The organism is Nocardia brasiliensis NBRC 14402, assembly GCF_000308475.2.
GTDB lineage: Bacteria > Actinomycetota > Actinomycetes > Mycobacteriales > Mycobacteriaceae > Nocardia > Nocardia brasiliensis.
In genome coordinates, this window is sequence record NZ_BAFT02000044.1 from 55746 (window position 1) to 73407 (window position 17662).

Consider the following 17662-nt stretch of genomic DNA (forward strand, 5'->3'; position numbering starts at 1 on the left):
GACTTCTCCTGAATCTTGTTCGACCAGCTCCTGATACGTGGCGAGGGCGCGTCCCCAGAACCGGTCGAGCTGGGCGCGCAGCGCACCCATCCCGTCCGGATTCAACTGGTAGATCCGGCGTGTCCCGACGGCGCGGTCCAGCACCAGCCCCGCCTCCTTGAGCACCTTCAGGTGTTGCGACACTGCCGGTCGGCTGATCGGCAACGCTTGCGCGAGTTCACCGACCGCCTGCGGTTTCTCCGCCAGGCGCTCTACAATCGTGCGCCGCATCCGGTCGGCCAGCGCACCCCACTCATCTCCTGCTCGGTAAGTATCTACGAACCGTAAGTTTCCACTTACCGACAGGTGGTGTCAATGCCGTACTTCGCCGAAATCGAGACCAGCACCCGCAGACCAGCAACTGCGCTCAACGGCTGGCATAGCGTCAACCTGGTCGGCCGGCTCGACTGAGTGCGCCGACGGGTCATGCGGCTGGGCCTCACTCCGACAACCATGGAGCGCGCCGCCGTCGTACTCTTCGGCGCGATCGTCGCCGCCTTCGTGCCGATCGTGACCGCGATCGTCGGCCTCGGTGCGGCCACCTCCCCTGATCATGCTCGGCACCTCGGCGATCGAGATCCCGAACTTCACCACCTTCCTCCCACTCCGGGTAGGAACGGGCGCGCGAGCCAGTTCATGTTGCCCTGGCACTTTGTTCAACCAGGCCCATGCGATGGGGTGCGGCGGTGTCGAGACCAGGGCATGTGGCACTTCGGCTCGGCAACCGCGGCGCTGGACTCGTTCGCGACTGCCGGCCGGCCGGAGGGATACGTGTTGCGTGGACTCGGTGGGGTCGGTGCACCCATACTGCTCGGGTGAGTGAGCTTGTGGTGCGGGCGAGCGGGGCTGGGCCGGTTGTGGCGTTGGTGCACGGCGGCGCCGGGCCGAAATCGACTTGGGCGGGGTTGGATTCGCTCGCCGAGCGGTGGACGGTGCTGCACGTGTATCGGCGGGGATACGATCCGAGTCCTGCACCCCTCGACGGACGGCAAGATTTCCTGGTGGACGCGATCGACCTCGGCGAGATCTTCCGAGCCCACCGCCCCCACGTGGTCGCCCACTCCTACGGAACGCTGGGATCGATTCTGGCCGCGGCAGCAGATCCGCACATCGTCCGTTCCCTCACCCTGATCGAACCGCCGCTGTACGTCGTCGCCCCCGACGATCCCGAAGTGCGCCACTTGAAACGCCTCGGCGACGCGGTCCTCACCAACGGCCTCGACGCCGACCCCGAGGTGCTGCGCGAATTCCTGGTGCTCTCCGGCGCACCCGGCGTCGACGCGGGCCAACTCCCCCAAGCAGCCGTCGCCTCTGTCCGCCGTGCACTCGGCGGCCGTCTCCCCGGCGAAGCCCATCCCGACTGGGAAGCCTTGCGCGCGGCCCAGATCCCAGCCCTGGTCGCTTCCGGCGGCCACACCCCCGCCCTCGAACGAATCTGCGACGCCCTCGCCGCCCTCCTGAACGCCCAGCGCATCATCGCCCCCGGCGCAGGCCATTTCGTCGCCGCCGCCCCGGGTTTCGCCCACCAACTCACCCAATTCCTCGCCACCCACGACGCCAGGTGAGCGGCGGGAACTCCCCGATCACCGGCCGCAAGCCGGAGCACCAGGTTCACCGATTCGTCGTTCGCGGCCCAGGCGCGAATCGCGGCGCCACGAGGCAAGCCCGCAGCCAGGTCGGGCATTCCGCGGAAGTCGTCGTCGGGTTTGTCGTCGAACAGTGCGACGACGACCGCGACCAACCGACACCTTTGGGCACGGACGACGTCCGCCCACGCTGGTCACTCGATCAGGAGGAAATGGTGGCGGCATCGCCCGAGAAGCCCCCGCCACCACTACCTCCTGATCGGGTGACCAGTGCCCCGAGCGAGTGTCACGCGGCGTGTCGGAGACTTCGCGCCACACCGAACACGCTCGCCAGTGACGTCGCCGCCCGGGCGTAGGGCGGGCCGATCGGCACCGCTGCGCGGGTCGCCACCCTCGGGCCGCCAGGCAAACCGCCGTCCGTTTTGAGCGAAGCGCGGGTCTCGCGGCACAGCTGCGCGGGCCGCCACCCTCGGGCCTTCGGGCAACCCGCCGTCCGCGCAATTAGGAGTTACTGCAATTGGGAGCTACGCGGACGGAGTGTCGGCGACTCGCGGCCACACAGGACAGGCCCACCAGCAACGTCGCCGCCTTCGTACAGGACAAGCACCTTGGCCCGGGCCGCACTTGTCGCTGGCGCCTTCGAGCTGCCAAGCGAACCCCCGCCGCCCTGCGGCTGCCAGGCGAACCGGTGCCGCTCGGAGCTTCGCGAACGGCGTGCTGACGGATCACCGAGCTACACAGCGAGCGCGCCAGAGACATCGCCGCCCATCTTGGTCGTCCTCGCGCATCTTCCGTTCGCCCCGCGCACTTTTTGTTGTCCCGCGCGCGTGTCAGTCGACTGACACGCGCGCGGGACAACAAAAAGTGCGCGGCATACCACCTGCCGACTCGCTTGCGGCTAGGCGGAGCGGTCGCGGCAGAAATTCCCAAGGCAGCCGCCGCAGCACAACCTCGTGAGCCGCTGCGTGCGGGTTCGGGACGATGCACTGGCAAGTCGCAGAATTGCGCGCGACGCCCGCTGGTTTGCGGCCCCACGAGCTGGAGTCGGTACGGCCCGGCCGCCTGGCAGCCCGCGAATCGAGTGCACCGCGTGAATCGAGCGCACCGCAAGAACGGGCAACGCCCCCGCAGAAGCGCCGACCGGGCCGAAACCGCATTGCTCCCCATCCCGGACCGCAGCTGAACTCACCCGAAACATCCCGCCGACCTCGGTCTCCCACCGCACGTAAGGCGGATGGATGGAACCCGCAGTGCCACGTGAACAGACACCGGACGACCGAAACCCGCACAGGTGCGAACCCGACGTGCGGGACGAGACGCCGAACTTCCAGCACGCACTACCGCCAGTCATGAACATAGGGAATTCGTTGTGCGAAGGCCCACACGGCCACATATGAAACCTCGAGGCTCAACGCAGCGCGAACACCCCGGCAAATCCCCAACACTCGCCTCCCGAAACCCCTTGCGCACCAACACTTCCCCCATGCACAACGCAGCAGAACTTCAGCGAGGAGAGGGGTTCTGAGTCCACCAAGGACCGGAAGCGAAAGAGATTCTTCTCTTTCCGCTATCTATTTTATATCGCACCCCCGGTCTTGCGGCAAGGCCGGGGGGATGCCGCACAATCGTCGGCCTGAGCTGTTGTCCATCGAATCGGGGGTAGGAATTTGCGGGTGTTGTTGTCGAGTTTCGGGTCGCGTGGCGATGTCGAGCCGATGGTGGGTCTGGCGGTGCAGTTGCGGGCGCAGGGTGCGCAGGTGAGGGTGTGCGCGCCGCCGGATTTCGCAGGGTTGCTGGATGAGGTGGGGGTGTCGTTCGCGCCGGCCGGTCCGTCGGTGCGCCGGATCACGGCGGGGCCCGATCGGTGGCAACCGTCCGATATCAGGCAGCGCGCGACAGAGTTGCTCGCGATGCAATACGACACGGTGTGCACTGCGGCCGCGGACTGCGACGTGGTGGTGGCGACCGGGTTGTTCCCGGCGACGGCGGCGGCGCGGTCAGTGGCCGAGAAGCTGGGCCTCGGCTATGTGTTCGTGAGCTTCTTCGCGACCCTGTTGCCTTCACCGCATCATCGGCCGCACTCGTGGCCGGGACGCCCCCTGCCGCCGGAGGTGACCGACAACGACACGCTGTGGGAGTTGAACGCGCAGCATATGAACGAGTTGTTCGGCGAGGTGGTCAACGAGCACCGCGCGACGGTAGGTCTGCGCGTGGTCGAGAACGTGCGCGATCACGTGTACACCGACCGTCCCTGGCTGGCGGCGGATCCGGTTCTGGGGCCGTGGCCGCACAGCGCGGATCGGACGGTGGTGCAGACCGGTGCGTGGCTCCGCCCGGACGACCGTCCGCTGCCTGCCGAGTTGCTGGCGTTCCTGGCGGCGGGCCCGCCGCCGGTGTACGTGGGTTTCGGCAGTATGCCGATGCTCGCGTCGGCCGATGTCGCCGCGGTGGCGATCGAGGCGGTGCGCGCGCGAGGACGCCGTGTCGTCCTGTCACGTGGCTGGGCCGATCTGGCGTTGGTCGATGACCGCGACGATTGTTTCGCGGTCGGTGAGGTCAATCAGCAGGCACTGTTCGCCCGGGTGGCCGCGGTGGTGCAGCAAGGGGGCGCGGGCACGACGACGACCGCCGCCCGCGCGGGTGCGCCACAGGTGCTGGTACCGCAACTGGTGGATCAGCCGTATTGGGCCGAGCGGGTGGCGGATCTCGGCATCGGCGCCGCCTTGGCCGGCCCGGTGCCGACCGTGGCGTCGCTGTCGGCCGCACTGGAGACAGCGTTGGCCCCCGAGACCCGAGACCGGGCCGCGGCAGTGGCGCACACGATCCGCGCGGACGGTGCCGCCGTCGCCGCACACCGGCTCATCACGACCTACCGCCGGCACATGCCGCCGGTATCGGCATGACGCACGCTATTCGAAAAAGTAAGGGGCACATGTCAACTCAGGGTTACGACGCGGAACTGGCAGCCGAGCGCGGCTATGTGGCCGAACTCTATGCGCGGCTCGACGCCGAGCGCGCCCGGGTCAAGGGCCAGTACGGTGCGGCGCTGCGGGGCCGGGAGGTGACCGCGATGGAGCGCGAGGACCAGGTGCGTGCGCTGGCGAAATCGGTGCAGCGCTACGACGTGGCCGACAATGGCTTGTGCTTCGGCCGGCTCGACACCTTGACGGGTGAACGTTCCTACATCGGCCGTATCGGGTTGTTCGACGAGGCGAACGAGTTCGAGCCGCTGCTGCTGGATTGGCGCGCGCCCGCCGCGCGCGCGTTCTATGTGGCCACGGCCGCGAACCCGGAGAACATGCGCCGGCGTCGCCAGTTCCACACGAGCGGAAGGCAAGTCGTCGATTTCACGGACGAGGTGCTGGGCCGCCCGGAGGGCGCCGAACGCGGTGACGCGGCACTGCTGGCGGCGGTGAACGCTCCCCGAGGGCCGGGGATGCGCGATATCGTGGCGACGATCCAGGCCGAACAGGACGAGATCATCCGCCACGAACACCAGGGCGTGCTGGTGATCGAGGGCGGTCCTGGCACGGGTAAGACCGTGGTGGCGCTGCATCGGGTCGCCTACCTGCTCTACACCCAGCGGGAACGGATGGAACGTCAGGGTGTGCTCGTGGTCGGGCCGAATCCGGCGTTCCTCGACCACATCGCGCACGTGCTGCCCTCGCTGGGCGAGACCAACGTGGTGTTCACGACGACCGGCGATCTCGTGCCCGGGCTGCGCGTCACCGCCGAGGACGGCCCGGAAGCCGCGCGGCTCAAGGGATCACTGAAGATCCTGGACGTGCTCGCCGCCGCGGTGGCCGATTGCCAGCGACTCCCCCGGGAGCCGGTGTTGATCGAGCTGGCCGACGCGACGGTCCGCATCGATGCCGAGACCGCGGAATGGGCCAGGGAGGAGGCGCGCGCGAGCGGGCTGCCGCATAACGAGGCCCGTAAGGTGTTCCAGGAGATCGTCTCGTGGGTCCTCACCGAACGAGCGATCGCCCGGATCGGCAAGGGCTGGTTGACCCGCTCGGACAAGCAAGCCTGGGAACAGTTGCGTGAGGACCTGCTCGAGGAACTCGCCACGCACGACACGTTCACCGCGACCTTGGACGAACTCTGGCCGATCATGACACCGGAATCGCTACTGGCGCGCTTGTATTCATCGCACGACCGGCTCCGCGCGGCCGGTGCCGACGCGGCGCTGTGGCGGGCCGACGGTGCGGCGTGGACGGTGTCGGATGTGCCGTTGCTCGACGAGTTGGTCGATCTGCTGGGCCCCGACAAGCCCGCCGACGACAGCGCCGAGCGGGAACGTCGACAGGAGGCCGAATACGCCGCGGGCGTCCTGGATGTCATGGTCAGCCGCGAGGACATGATGGACGACGAGGATCACCTGTTCGCTCAGGACCTGCTCTACGCCGAGGATCTCGCGGACCGGTTTCTCGAACGCGATACCCGTGATCTCGCCGAACGTGCTGCCGCGGACCGGGATTGGACCTACCGGCATGTCGTGGTCGACGAGGCCCAGGAGTTGTCCGAGATGGATTGGCGGGTGCTGATGCGGCGCTGTCCGGGCAAATCCTTCACGGTGGTGGGCGATCTCGCGCAACGTCGTTCGGCGGCGGGGGCGAGGTCGTGGGCGGGCATGCTGGAGCCGTACGTGCCCGGACGCTGGGTCTACCGGTCGCTGACCGTCAATTACCGCACACCGGCCGAGATCATGGCGGTCGCGGCCGCGCTGCTCGCCGAGTTCGCCCCCGAGGTCCAGGCCCCGGAGTCGGTGCGGGCGTGCGGCGTGCAACCGTGGTCCAGGCTCGTCACCGACGACGAATTACCCGCTGCCATCGACGCATTCGTGCGCGAGGAGGCCGACCGGGAAGGAACCAGCGTGGTGATCGGGCCGCCGGGCGTACCGGGCGCGGTGCCCGCCTCGGAGACCAAAGGCCTGGAGTACGACGCGGTGCTGGTCGTGGCGCCGGAGCAGATCCTCGCCGACGGTCCGCGCGGGGCGGCCGAACTCTACGTCGCGCTCACCCGCGCGACGCAGCGCTTGGGCGTCCTGCATCAGGGCCCGCTGCCGCAGGCGCTGTCCGGACTCGTCGAAGCCGGTACGCCTGTGGGGAATCACTTGCCCGCCTAGCGGTTCTGTTCGACGCGGTGCACGAGGCCCGCGATGTGCTCGGCCAGGGTGGGCCACAGTTCGCGAGACATGCTGTGGCCCATCCCTTCTACGACGACCAGTTCGGCGCCGGGGATGGCCTCGGCGGTGGCCCGGCCGCCGCTGAGGTCGAAGGCGCGGTCCTCGGTGCCGTGGATCACCACGGTGGGCACGTGGACCGATTTCAGTTGCGCGGTGCGGTCGCCGGAGGCCAGGACCGCGACGAATTGGCGCATCATCGCCTCGGCGGAGAACCCGCGGTCGAAGCCGCGTCCGGCGCGCTCGATCGCGGCGGCCTCGTCGAAGGCGAAAGCGGACGCGCCCACCGCCCGATTGGCGGCGACCCGCCAGGCGATGTAGTCGGCCCGTTCGGTGGGCGGCGCACCGGCTCGGCCGAAGGCGGCGGGATCGCTGCGGCCGACCTCGGGATTGCCGGTGGTCGACATCATCGACGTCAACGACCTTGCCCGGCTGGGGAATTCGATCGCGACGGTCTGGGCGATCATCGCGCCCTGGGAAGCGCCGACGAGGTGGGCGCTGTCCAAGCCGAGCACGTCGAGCAGACCGACGGTGTCGGCGGCCATATCGGAGAGGGTGTAGGCGGCCGAGGACACGTCACCGGACATGGCGGCCGCGATATCGGGGGCGGGTCCGCCGGTGATGTAGGAGGAACGGCCGGTGTCGCGGCTGTCGAACCGGATGACGTGCAACCCGCGCTCGACCAGTTCGGCGCACAGACCGTCCGGCCAGTCGATCAGCTGGCCCGCCGCACCCATCATCAACAGCACCGGCGGCTGTCGCGGATCACCGAGTCGCTCGAACGCCACGTCGATCTGCGACGGACCCACCGTCGTCGCCAGTTCCTCTGTCATCGCGCACTCCGTTCCGCTCGTCCGGCACAGCCCGTCCCCGCGCTGCCCGAGCGGCCCAGGAAACCGCTCAGACCAGCGATTATGCGGTATAGTCGGGTCCTTGCCACAAGCCCACCCGCGCGGTGTATGTTCCAATGGGGAGGAATTCAACCGGCTCGCAGCGCCCACTCCTCGGCTCGGCGGGGGTATTCGCGTTCTGCGGGCGAACGGCCGACGGTTCACCCACCGCGGTCACCAGATCTTCTATCGCGACGGCGGCTCGGGAGCCGACGGCACACTGCTCTGCATCCACGGTTCCCGACCGCGTCCCAGGACCTGCATCGCCGGCGTCGCCTCCGGAGGTCAGCGGCTCTTCGCGACCTCGGCCAGCGGTACGGCTCCGGTGGCGACGGCGATCGCGGTGTCCAGATCGAGGTGCAGTGCGCGGCCGGGTTCGGCGGCCGGACCGTCGTGATGGGAGACCCGTCCCGCATCGTCGACGGTGACGTGAAAAACCGTGTCGCCGATGAAAACAGTGACCGTCTCGTCCGGGAAGTGTTGCGCGACAGCACGTCCCAAGGGCAGCGCGAACCAGTGGGCGCGGACCGCGTCGGTGGCGCGGCGTTCGCCGAGTAACGGTGTCCCCCACACCGAAAGTGCGTCCAGGACCGGGCGTAACGCGGTTCCGGTGGCGGTGAGTTCGTAGACCGCGGTGCTCGCGCGCGGTCCGACCCGCTGCCGGGTGAGGATGCCGTCGCGTTCGAGGTCTTTGAGCCGGGCCGCGAGGATATCGGTGCTGATGCCGGGCAGGTCGGCGAACAGGTCGCTGTATCGCCTTGGGCCCGACGACAATTCGCGCACCAGCAGCAGGCTCCAGCGGTCGCCGACGACGTCGAGGGCGCGGCCGACGCCGCAGTAGTGGTCGTAGCTTCGGTGTGGCACGCCACCCACTGTAGCTTGCTACTTGGAAAATCCAAGTGCAGACTTGGATTTTCCAAGTACAGTGGGTCGGAGTCGCCACGAGAAAGGAAGTTCATGCAGGTCAAGCAGTCCAGCAAACTGTCAGGGGTGTCCTACGAGATCCGTGGACCGGTGGCCGAGCAGGCGGCGCGGCTGGAGGCCGAGGGGCACCACGTGGTGAAACTCAACACCGGCAATCCGCTGCTGTTCGGGTTCGAGGCGCCCCCGGAGATCTTGCAGGACATCGTGCGCACGCTGCCCGCCTCCAGCGGCTACTCCAGCTCCAAGGGCCTGCTGCCCGCCCGGCGCGCGGTGGTGCAGTACTACCAGACCCTGGGGCTCACCGAGGTCGATGTCGAGGAGGTGTTCCTCGGCAACGGCGTTTCCGAACTGGTGATGATGGCGATGACCGCGCTGATCGAGAACGGTGACGAAGTCCTCGTTCCCGCACCGGATTTCCCGCTGTGGACCGCCGCGACGACGCTCAACGGCGGCCGCGCCGTGCACTACCTCTGCGACGAGGGCGCCGACTGGTATCCCGACCTGGCCGATATCGAAGCCAAGATCACCGACCGCACCCGCGCCCTGGTGATCATCAACCCGAACAACCCGACCGGGGCGGTGTATCCACCGGAAGTGTTGCGCGAGCTGCTCGAGATCGCGCGCAGGCATCAGCTGATCGTGTTCGCCGACGAGGTCTACGACAAGATCCGCTACGACGGCTCCACCCACACCGCGGCCGCCGCGCTCGCCCCCGACCTGTTGTGCCTGACCTTCTCCGGGCTCTCGAAGTCCTACCGCTGCGCGGGATTTCGTTCCGGCTGGCTCGTGGTCTCCGGCCCCACCCAGCATGCGGGCAGCTATCTGGAGGGCCTGACCATGCTGGCCGGGATGCGCCTGTGCGCGAATGTCCCTGCGCAGCAGGCGATTCAGGCCGCACTCGGCGGGCACCAGAGCATTTTCGATCTCACCATGCCCACCGGCCGGCTGCGCGAACAGCGTGACCGGGCCTGGGAGGCGCTCAATGCGATCCCTGGCATCAGCTGTGTCAAACCCCAAGGTGCGATCTACGCGTTCCCGCGCATCGACCTGGACATGTATCGGATCAAGGACGACGAGCAGTTCGTGCTGGATCTGTTGTTGCAGGAGAAGATTCACATCGTGCAGGGCACCGGCTTCAACTGGCCGCACCCTGATCACTTCCGCATTCTGACTCTCCCGCATGCCGACGATCTGGAGGCGATCATCGAACGCATCGGACGCTTCCTGGCCGGTTATCGGCAGTACTGAAAGCCTGCTCGCTCAGAGTTCCTTGCGCATACCACCGTCGATGACCAGGTCGGCGCCGTTGATGTTGGGTGCCGATCCGCCCGCCAGAAACACCACCAGGGCAGCGATTTCGGCCGGTTCGGTGATGCGGCCGGTCGACATGCCGAGGGTCGCGGGCAGGACGTCGAGGAACTCTTCGCGGGACAGACCGGCGCGGACGGCCAGCGCGTCGCCGGTACTGCCGGGCTCGGTCCACACCGAGGTCCGCACCGGCCCCGGTGAGATGGTGTTGACCCGCACCCCGCGTGGGCCGAATTCTTCGGCGAGCGCTTTGCCCAGCGCGGCCAGCGCGGCTTTGGCGGCGGCGATGTCCACCAGGTGCGGTGCCGGGCGGCGCGCGTTGATCGAGCCGATGTTGATGATCTGACCGCCGCGCTCGAGCAGGCTGGGCAGCGCGGCCCGGGTCGCGCGCACGGTGCTGAGCAGGGTCAGGTCCAGGGCGTGGCGCCAGTCGTCGTCGGTGACGGACAGGAATCCGCCCGGATGCGGGCCCGTGGTGCCCGCGACGTTGTTGACCAGCAGGTCGATGCCGCCGAGCTCGGCCAGTGCGGCGTCGATGAGCCGGCCGGGGCCGTCGGGGGTGCCCAGGTCGGCGGCGACGGCGAGCGCGGCGATGCCGGCGAGTTCGGCGCTGACCGATCGCGCGCACGCCACCACTCGGTAGCCCTGGTCGCGCAGCGCGGTGGTCACGGCCAGGCCGATGCCTTTGCTCGCGCCGGTGACGACCGCGTTCTTACCCTCAGGCATTGCTGCCCCTTCCCGGGAGATATCGATTCCCCGTGCCGATAGACATATCAGTCGTTACTGATGTGTTCGGCAATGTATCATTGGCCACTGATGGATGACAATGACCCGGAAGATCGACTCTTCGCACTCGGTCGCGCGCTGAGTTGCCGTGTGCGCCTTGCGGTTCTGCAAAACCTGGCACGCGGCGACGCGTCCGTGAGCGAGTTGGTCGAGCACACCGGGGCCACGCAATCCAACATGTCGAATCACCTGGCCGTGCTGCGCACCGCCGGGCTGGTGACCGCGGAACGCGAAGGGCGGGTGGTGCGCTACCGGCTCGCCTCGGCCGCGGCGGCGGATCTGGTGCGCAGTTTGACCGTGCTCGCCGACCACTGAACACTAGGTTCCAGCGAAAACCCTTACACCACCGAGGGTTTGCGCGAGCGCGGGCAGCGCTTCGGAGCACCCCGCATCCAGGGTGCAGGTCGCCAGTGCGTCACCGCGGGTCTCGCCCCGGTTGATGATCACCACGGGTTTGCCGTGCCTGGCCGCGTGCCGTACGAACCGCAGTCCCGACATGACGGTCAGCGACGAGCCCGCGACCAGCAGCGCGTCCGCGGCGTCGACGAGGTCGAACGCGGCAGCCACACGGTCCTTCGGGACGTTCTCGCCGAAGTACACGATGTCGGGTTTCAGCATGCCGCCGCAGCGCGCGCAATCGACCATCCGGAAACCCGCGGTGTCGGCGACCACCGCGTCCGCGTCCGGCGCGACCTCGACCCCGTCGGTCGTGACACCGTCGGCGAACCCGGGATTGGCCGCCTCCAACTGCTCGGCCAATGCCATCCGCGAGATCCTGGCCGCGCAGCCCAGACACCGGACCTGCGCGTAGGTGCCGTGCAGGTCGATGACCCGGCGCTGCCCCGCCTTGGTGTGCAGCAGGTCGACGTTCTGGGTGATCAATCCGGTCACCACACCCATGCGCTCCAACTCGGCGAGCGCGCGGTGCCCAGGGTTGGGCCGTGACGCGTCCATCCGCCGCCAGCCGACGTGGTTACGCGCCCAATACCGCTGCCGGAACTCCGGATCGCCGACGAACTGCTGGTAGGTCATCGGGTTGCGCGGCGGCGAGGCCGGACCGCGATAGTCGGGGATACCGCTGTCGGTGGACACCCCGGCCCCGGTGAGCACGGCGATCCGCCGGCCGGCCAGCACCTCGGCCGGCCGTGCGACGTCCGCGCGAAGTGACGTGCTGTCGGGCATGCAGTTCAGGGTACGTCGGGCGCTCAGACCCGCCGCATCACCGAGACCACCTTGCCCAGCACGACCGCCTCGTCACCGTCGATGACCTGGTAGGCGGGGTTGCGCGGCTCGAGGTAGACGTGCCCGTTGCGCCGCCGATACACCTTCACCGTGGCTTCGCCCTCGATCATCGCGGCGACGATCTCCCCCGAATGCGCCTCGTTCTGTTTACGCACCACGACGATGTCGCCGTCGCAGATCGCCGCATCGATCATCGAATCGCCGCGCACCCGCAGCCCGAACACGGTGCCGCGGCCGACGAGCTGACGCGACATGGTCACCATGTCGTCGGAATGTTCCTCGGCCAGGATCGGCGTGCCCGCCGCGATATCGCCGACCACCGGCACCGCCACCGAGTCCTCGTTCGTTTCCCGCGGCGCGCTCGCCTGCAGGAACATCCGCACATCGATCGGGCGCGACATCGTCTCGCTGCGCCGCAGGAACCCTTGCTCTTCGAGGCTGTTCAGATGTTTCGACACCGACGACGAAGACCGCAGCCCCACCGCATCACCGATCTGCCGGGAGTTCGGCGCGTACCCGTGCCGCACCACCCAATCCCGGATCGTGGCGAGGATCCGCTGCTGCCGCTCCGGCAGCCTGGACGTGTCGAGATGCTCGAGGTCGTCGTAGGTCACGCGGGAATCCTAGAGGTCACCGCCGATCCGTCCGCCGCACAGGCCGATTCAGGGAGTGTCGGACCCGCCACGGTCAGGCCGTGCCGCCGCGTTCGGATGTGCTTCGCTCGACACAGAATTCGTTGCCCTCGGGGTCGAGCAGAGTAGCCCAGCCCAGACCGTCCGCGGTGCGGTGATCCTCGTAGAGCGTGGCGCCGAGGGCGAGCAGCCGGTCCACTTCCTCGTCGCGGGTGCGCTCGTCCGGCAGCCAATCGAAGTGGATGCGATTCTTCACCGTCTTGCCCTCCGGCACCCGAATGAACAGCAATCCCGGTACCGGAGCAGGCGCTTCGATCAAGACTTCGTCATCACCCGCCTGGTCCGCGTCGGACACCGGCCACCCGGTAGCGTGCGCCCAGAACGTCGCAAGCTTGTACGGGTCGGCGCAGTCGATGCTCACATGCCGCAAAATCATGCGCGCGAGCCTAACGGTGCACCGAGTGCCATTGCAGCCCAATAACCTTCACCCGGTAGGCGTGCAACTGCGGCACCACAACCTCAACGGTCATATCACCGAACGCAACACCGCACCTGCTGCAAGCTATGAGTTCGAGATCGCCGCGCTCGGAGTCTGCTCAACCCGGCTCTCCGAACCCAGCAGCACGTGGCAAGCGTTCGAAAGAGGCGGCTCGATCCACTGGTCCGGCCCGACCGGTGTGCACCCCACGTGGGGTCGCAGACCCCCGGCGGCCGACCGTCGAGTTGACCTCGTGGGCGAACGGGTTCAGTGAAAAGTCAGCGGGTGGCGGCCAGGACTGCGGCGAGGCCTTGCTGTAGGTCCTTGACGAAGAAGTCGGGGACTTCCAGGGAGGGGAAATGGCCGCCGGCGTCGGGGGTCCGCCAGCGGACGATCTGGCGGTACCGCTGCTGGGCCCATGGGCGGGGGCACTTTTCGATGTCGCGGGGATAGATGGTGATGGCCGCGGGCACGTCGACGCGGAGTTCGGGGTCGAGCGAGTGGTGGCTTTCGTAGTAGATGCGGGCCGCCGACGCACCGGTCCTGGTCAGCCAGTACAGGGTGACGTCGTCCAGAATCCGGTCTCTGGACATCGTTTCGAACGGGCTGTCGTGGGTGTCGGTCCATTCGGCGAATTTGTCGAGGATCCAGGCGAGCAGCCCGACCGGTGAGTCGACGAGCGAGTATCCGATGGTCTGCGGGCGGGCCGCCTGCTGCTTCGCGTATGCCGCGCGATGAACCCAGAAATCGCGGGTCTCCTCGGTCCACGCGCGCTCGGCTGCCGTCAGCCCGTCGGCGGTCGCCCCGGGCGGTGCCTGTGCGAGGGTGGTGTGGATGCCGAGGACGCGGTCGGGGAACCGCCCGGCGAGGACAGTGGTGATCACGCCGCCCCAATCGCCGCCGTGCGCCACGAATTCGGGGTAGCCGAGCCGGTCCATCAGCTGCACCCAGGCGGCCGCGATCTTTTCGATGCCCCACCCGGTGTCGGCGGGCTTGTCGCTGTACCCGAAGCCGGGCAGCGACGGGGCCACGACGTGGAAGGCCGGTGCGCCGGGATCGGCGGGATCCGCGAGTTCGTCTATCACATCGACGAATTCGGCGATGCTGCCCGGCCAGCCGTGGGTCATGATCAAGGGCGTGGCATCCTCGCGCGCCGAGCGCCGGTGCAGGAAGTGGATGCCCAGATCGTCGATGGTCGTGCGGAACTGGCCGATCCGGTCGAGGCGCGTTGCGAACGCTTGCCAGTCGTAGTCGGTGCGCCAATAGTCCACGACCTCCATGAGGTCTTTGAGCGGTACGCCCTGGCCCCAGCGGCCGGGGCCGGGCGCGGCGCGATGGACGGTTTCGGGCTCCGGCAGCCGGGCGCCCGCGAGTCGGGCGCGCAGCTCATCGAGGTCGGCCTCGGTGGCGTGCGCTTCGAACGTGTGCACGTCGCTGGTTCGACGGTTCATGCGACCACCTCTGCGACGTGAGCTGCCGAGCCGCCAACAACGGGTGCAGCGTCGGGTGCGAAACGATATGCGGGCATGAGACCTCCTCCTGGAACCGTCTTAGCCAGTTCATGAACCGGCTACGACGGTTCTAACATGCGTCGAACGGGCTCCGCAACCGTCTATGGTGGTTCCATGAGCGCTCGGTTCCCCGAATTCCGTCTCGGTAACGTGCTGGCAACCAGCTTCACGGGGACACTGTCGGAACGCCGCGGCGAACCCCTGGAACGCATCCCCACTCCGCGCCGACTCGTCGACTGGCTGGTGGTGAACGACCTCCCCGTGGAGTCCTGCACCCCCGACCAATTCGAACTCGCCCGCGAACTGCGCGAAGCGATTCACGCCGCCGCGACGGCGGCCGCCTTGCACGAAGCGCTCCCCGCGCCCGCCCTCCAGGTCATCAACGAGCGCAGCACGCAGGGCCGGGCCACGGCCGTCTTGACCCCCGAGGGCACGCGGCAATGGCGACTCAGCTCCCCCACGTGCGTCACCGATGCCCTGGGCGTGATCGCCGCCGACGCGATCAGCATCATCGCCGGGACACGCGACGGCAGGCTGGCCCTGTGCGCGTCACCGACCTGCCGCGCCGCCTTCTTCGACACCAGCCGCAGTCGCACCCGCAGATGGTGCGATATGAACACGTGCGGAAACCGCGAGAAGAAGGCGCGTTTCAACGCCGGCGAACGCAAATCACCTCAGCGGCAATACACCAGCGAATAACCGCAAAGCAGCCCTGGGCGCTTGGCCGCGCCCCTCACGAAACCTGTTGCACCACTACCGAACGATTTCAGGTGCCTGCGTGACGGTCAGCGGCGGAACGGCACCTGCATACCGTTCGACCTCCACCAGAGACAACTGCCCGGTGCAGCCTTGGGACAGCGTCGAGGAGGGCCGGTCCGGCGTCAGAGCATTAGGGTTGCCGTGCCGGCAGAAGGTCGGATCGGCGGGGTCGGGGTCGTACCAGGCACCGGTCGACAGCTGCGCGACACCGGGACGGACCGCGTCGTCGACGACCAGCCCGGCCAGACAGCTGCCACGCCGACTGACGAGGCGCACCACGTCGCCCGAGCGCAGTCCACGCGCGGCCGCGTCCTCCGGATGCAACCGAACCGGTTCGCGCCCAGCAACTTTCGTGGACCGGCTGAACTCGCCGACGTCGAGTTGACTGTGCAGCTTCGACCGCGGCTGATTCGCGACCAACTGCAACGGGAACTCCGCGACATCCGGCGCCCCCAACCATTCCTCGGGCTCGAGCCACACCGGATGCCCAGGGCAGTCGGCATAGCCGAAACCGGCGATGGTCTCGGAGTAGATCTCGATCTTGCCGGTGGGTGTGCCCAACGGGAACCGCTCCGGATCGGCCCGGAACTGCGTCCCGAGCACCTGGTCCGGGTCCGGGATCGGCAACTCCAATTGCCCACTCGCCCAAAAAGTGTCGAAATCGGGCAGCGCATGCTCGGCGAACCGCAGCCGCCACTGCTCGTACAGGTGCCGCAGCCACTGCTCGACCGTGCGCCCCTCGCCGAACTCCTTGCCGACCCCGAGCCGCTCGGCCAGATCGACGAAGACGGCGTAGTCGTCGCGCGCCTCACCGTGCGGCCGGGTGAGCGCCTTCATCGCGAAGAACACCCGGTCGTTCTCGCCCGCGCCGTAATCGTCGCGCTCGATCGACATCGTCGAGGGCAACACGATATCGGCGTGCCGGGCGGTCGCCGACCAGAACGGATCGTGCACCACCACCGTCTCCGGCCGGGTGAACGCGTCCCGCAAGCGGGCCAAATCCTGGTGGTGGTGAAAGGGATTCCCGCCGCACCAGTACACCAGCCGGATATCGGGATAGACCAGACGCTGACCGTTGTACTCGAACGGCCGACCGGGTTCGAGCAGCATGTCGGCGATCCTGGCCACCGGGATGAACGTCGTCACCGGGTTGCGGCCCTGCGGCAGCCGCGGCGGCGAGAACGCCCGCGCCGGCTCCCCCAGACTCGCCGCCGACCCATACCCGTGCCCGAAACCACCACCGGGCAAGCCGATTTGGCCGAGCATCGCCGCCAGCACCACACCCAACCACAGCGGCTGCTCACCGTATTGCGCCCGCTGCAGCGACCAGCTGACCGTCACCAGGGTCCGCGCCGCCGCCATCTCCCGCGCCAGCGACCGGATCTGCTCGGCCGCCAACCCCGTGATCGGCGTGGCCCACTCCGGCGACTTCACGATCCCGTCCGCGTCCCCGCGCACATAGCCGAGGAATCGGTCGTAGCCGACGGTGTACTTGTCCAGGAACTCACGATCCGCCGACCCGTCCGCGTCCAGCACCTGCGCCAGCGCCAACATCAGCGCCGCGTCGCTCCCGGGCCGGGCCGCGATCCACTCCGCCTGCGCCTCGGCCGGAATATCGTCACGCAACGGCGAGACCGACACGAAGCGGCAGCCGCGCGCCCGCGCGGCCGCGATCCAGCCTCTCGTATTGTGCCGAGACACCCCGCCCGGCGAGACCGCGGCGTTCTTCGGCGACAGCCCGCCGAACGCCACCACCAGCTCCGTGTGTTCGGCCAGCACCGATTTCGAGGTCGCCTGCTGCATCACCCAGCCGAGATCGCCGATCACGTACGGCAGCAGCACCTGCGACACACCCAGGCTGTAGCTGTTGACGTGATACACGTACCCGCCGAGGCAGTTGAGGAACCGGTGCACCTGACTCTGCGCATGATGGAACCGTCCCGCGCTCGCCCACCCATAGGACCCGCCGTACACCGACTCCGCCCCGTGCTCGCGATACACCCGGCGCAATTCGCCGGACAACAGCTCGAGCGCGGTCTCCCAGGACACCGGCACGAACGGCTCCGCGCCCCGCCCCGGCGCGCCCGGCCCGTGCTCGAGCCACCCCCGCCGCACATACGGTTGATCGACCCGCGTCGGATGATGCTGCGCGGAAGCCACATTGTCGATCAACGACATCGGCTCCGGGTCCTCGCGCCACGGCCGCACCGCCGTCAGCCGCTCACCGTCGCTGTCCGCCTCGAAGGCTCCCCAATGCGTCAGATGCGTGGTCACCGACTCACCGTAACCGGGCTCGCCGACAAACGGGGTGCCACCGAATCC

15 protein-coding genes and 1 pseudogene are annotated in these 17662 nt (G+C 68.2%); 6 read left to right on the forward strand and 10 right to left on the reverse strand.

The window, feature by feature from the left end; genetic code table 11:
• Positions 1-3: 3 nt before the first annotated feature.
• Positions 4-345 (reverse strand): annotated as a pseudogene (locus TY25_RS44025) (ArsR/SmtB family transcription factor); the annotation flags it as partial.
• A 6-nt stretch (positions 346-351) separates the two neighbouring features.
• On the reverse strand, positions 352-630 hold the full coding sequence (locus tag TY25_RS42620; RefSeq protein WP_146153979.1) for a hypothetical protein: 279 nt from the start codon (positions 628-630) through the stop codon (positions 352-354).
• Positions 631-854: 224 nt separating this feature from the next.
• Here TY25_RS42620 and TY25_RS14185 point away from each other — a divergent pair, with 224 nt between their 5' ends.
• The 3 genes from TY25_RS14185 (at position 855) to helR (ending at position 6753) form a co-directional block, all read left to right on the forward strand.
• Positions 855-1604, forward strand: coding sequence for an alpha/beta fold hydrolase (locus TY25_RS14185; RefSeq protein WP_042256469.1), 750 nt, complete (start codon positions 855-857; stop codon positions 1602-1604).
• Positions 1605-3292: 1688 nt separating this feature from the next.
• Positions 3293-4528 (forward strand): glycosyltransferase, encoded by a 1236-nt coding sequence (locus TY25_RS14190; protein ID WP_042256471.1) that lies wholly within the window; start codon positions 3293-3295, stop codon positions 4526-4528.
• 29 nt (positions 4529-4557) lie between these two features.
• On the forward strand, positions 4558-6753 hold the full coding sequence (gene helR, locus TY25_RS14195; RefSeq protein WP_172595851.1) for an RNA polymerase recycling motor ATPase HelR: 2196 nt from the start codon (positions 4558-4560) through the stop codon (positions 6751-6753).
• On the opposite strand, the gene TY25_RS14200 is transcribed toward helR, so the two are convergent.
• Complete coding sequence (locus tag TY25_RS14200; protein WP_042256472.1) at positions 6750-7643, reverse strand: alpha/beta fold hydrolase; 894 nt, start codon at positions 7641-7643, stop codon at positions 6750-6752. The two genes, helR and TY25_RS14200, sit on opposite strands and share 4 nt — an antisense overlap.
• A 342-nt stretch (positions 7644-7985) precedes the next feature.
• On the reverse strand, positions 7986-8564 hold the full coding sequence (locus tag TY25_RS14205; RefSeq protein ID WP_042256509.1) for a winged helix-turn-helix transcriptional regulator: 579 nt from the start codon (positions 8562-8564) through the stop codon (positions 7986-7988).
• 93 nt (positions 8565-8657) lie between these two features.
• On the opposite strand from TY25_RS14205, the gene TY25_RS14210 reads away from it, so the two are divergent.
• Complete coding sequence (locus tag TY25_RS14210) at positions 8658-9872, forward strand: pyridoxal phosphate-dependent aminotransferase (protein WP_042256473.1); 1215 nt, start codon at positions 8658-8660, stop codon at positions 9870-9872.
• Positions 9873-9884: 12 nt separating this feature from the next.
• On the opposite strand, the gene TY25_RS14215 is transcribed toward TY25_RS14210, so the two are convergent.
• Positions 9885-10658, reverse strand: coding sequence for an SDR family oxidoreductase (locus tag TY25_RS14215; RefSeq protein ID WP_042256474.1), 774 nt, complete (start codon positions 10656-10658; stop codon positions 9885-9887).
• Between the two features lie 90 nt (positions 10659-10748).
• Here TY25_RS14215 and TY25_RS14220 point away from each other — a divergent pair, with 90 nt between their 5' ends.
• Entirely contained in the window at positions 10749-11033 is a 285-nt protein-coding gene (locus TY25_RS14220; protein WP_052382964.1) for an ArsR/SmtB family transcription factor, read from the forward strand.
• A 3-nt stretch (positions 11034-11036) separates the two neighbouring features.
• Here TY25_RS14220 and TY25_RS14225 read toward each other — a convergent pair whose 3' ends face one another.
• The 4 genes from TY25_RS14225 to TY25_RS14240 form a co-directional block, all read right to left on the reverse strand.
• Positions 11037-11900: an NAD-dependent protein deacetylase gene (locus TY25_RS14225; protein WP_042256481.1), complete on the reverse strand. Its 864-nt coding sequence runs from the start codon at positions 11898-11900 to the stop codon at positions 11037-11039.
• Positions 11901-11923: 23 nt separating this feature from the next.
• Positions 11924-12574: a transcriptional repressor LexA gene (gene lexA / locus TY25_RS14230; RefSeq protein ID WP_042256482.1), complete on the reverse strand. Its 651-nt coding sequence runs from the start codon at positions 12572-12574 to the stop codon at positions 11924-11926.
• 73 nt (positions 12575-12647) lie between these two features.
• Positions 12648-13028 carry a VOC family protein gene (locus TY25_RS14235; RefSeq protein WP_042256483.1) on the reverse strand — a complete coding sequence of 127 codons (381 nt, stop codon included), beginning with the start codon at positions 13026-13028 and terminating at the stop codon, positions 12648-12650.
• Positions 13029-13348: 320 nt separating this feature from the next.
• The gene (locus TY25_RS14240) at positions 13349-14521 is read right to left on the reverse strand and encodes an epoxide hydrolase family protein (RefSeq protein WP_042256484.1); all 1173 of its coding nucleotides are present in this window, start codon (positions 14519-14521) and stop codon (positions 13349-13351) included.
• A 174-nt stretch (positions 14522-14695) separates the two neighbouring features.
• Here TY25_RS14240 and TY25_RS14245 point away from each other — a divergent pair, with 174 nt between their 5' ends.
• Complete coding sequence (locus tag TY25_RS14245) at positions 14696-15280, forward strand: CGNR zinc finger domain-containing protein (RefSeq protein WP_042256485.1); 585 nt, start codon at positions 14696-14698, stop codon at positions 15278-15280.
• Positions 15281-15334: 54 nt separating this feature from the next.
• Here the strand turns inward: TY25_RS14245 and TY25_RS14250 are convergent, their stop codons facing one another.
• Entirely contained in the window at positions 15335-17614 is a 2280-nt protein-coding gene (locus TY25_RS14250) for a molybdopterin guanine dinucleotide-containing S/N-oxide reductase (RefSeq protein WP_042256510.1), read from the reverse strand.
• Between the last annotated feature and the right edge of the window lie 48 nt (positions 17615-17662).

Coding starts and splice junctions, on each gene's coding strand:
- helR (WP_172595851.1), top strand. CDS start 4,558: ATGTCAACTCAGGGTTACGACGCGGAACTGGCAGCCGAGCGCGGCTAT.
- TY25_RS14200 (WP_042256472.1), bottom strand. CDS start 7,643: ATGACAGAGGAACTGGCGACGACGGTGGGTCCGTCGCAGATCGACGTG.
- TY25_RS14210 (WP_042256473.1), top strand. CDS start 8,658: ATGCAGGTCAAGCAGTCCAGCAAACTGTCAGGGGTGTCCTACGAGATC.
- TY25_RS14215 (WP_042256474.1), bottom strand. CDS start 10,658: ATGCCTGAGGGTAAGAACGCGGTCGTCACCGGCGCGAGCAAAGGCATC.
- TY25_RS14220 (WP_052382964.1), top strand. CDS start 10,749: ATGGATGACAATGACCCGGAAGATCGACTCTTCGCACTCGGTCGCGCG.
- TY25_RS14225 (WP_042256481.1), bottom strand. CDS start 11,900: ATGCCCGACAGCACGTCACTTCGCGCGGACGTCGCACGGCCGGCCGAG.
- TY25_RS14235 (WP_042256483.1), bottom strand. CDS start 13,028: ATGATTTTGCGGCATGTGAGCATCGACTGCGCCGACCCGTACAAGCTT.
- TY25_RS14240 (WP_042256484.1), bottom strand. CDS start 14,521: ATGAACCGTCGAACCAGCGACGTGCACACGTTCGAAGCGCACGCCACC.
- TY25_RS14245 (WP_042256485.1), top strand. CDS start 14,696: ATGAGCGCTCGGTTCCCCGAATTCCGTCTCGGTAACGTGCTGGCAACC.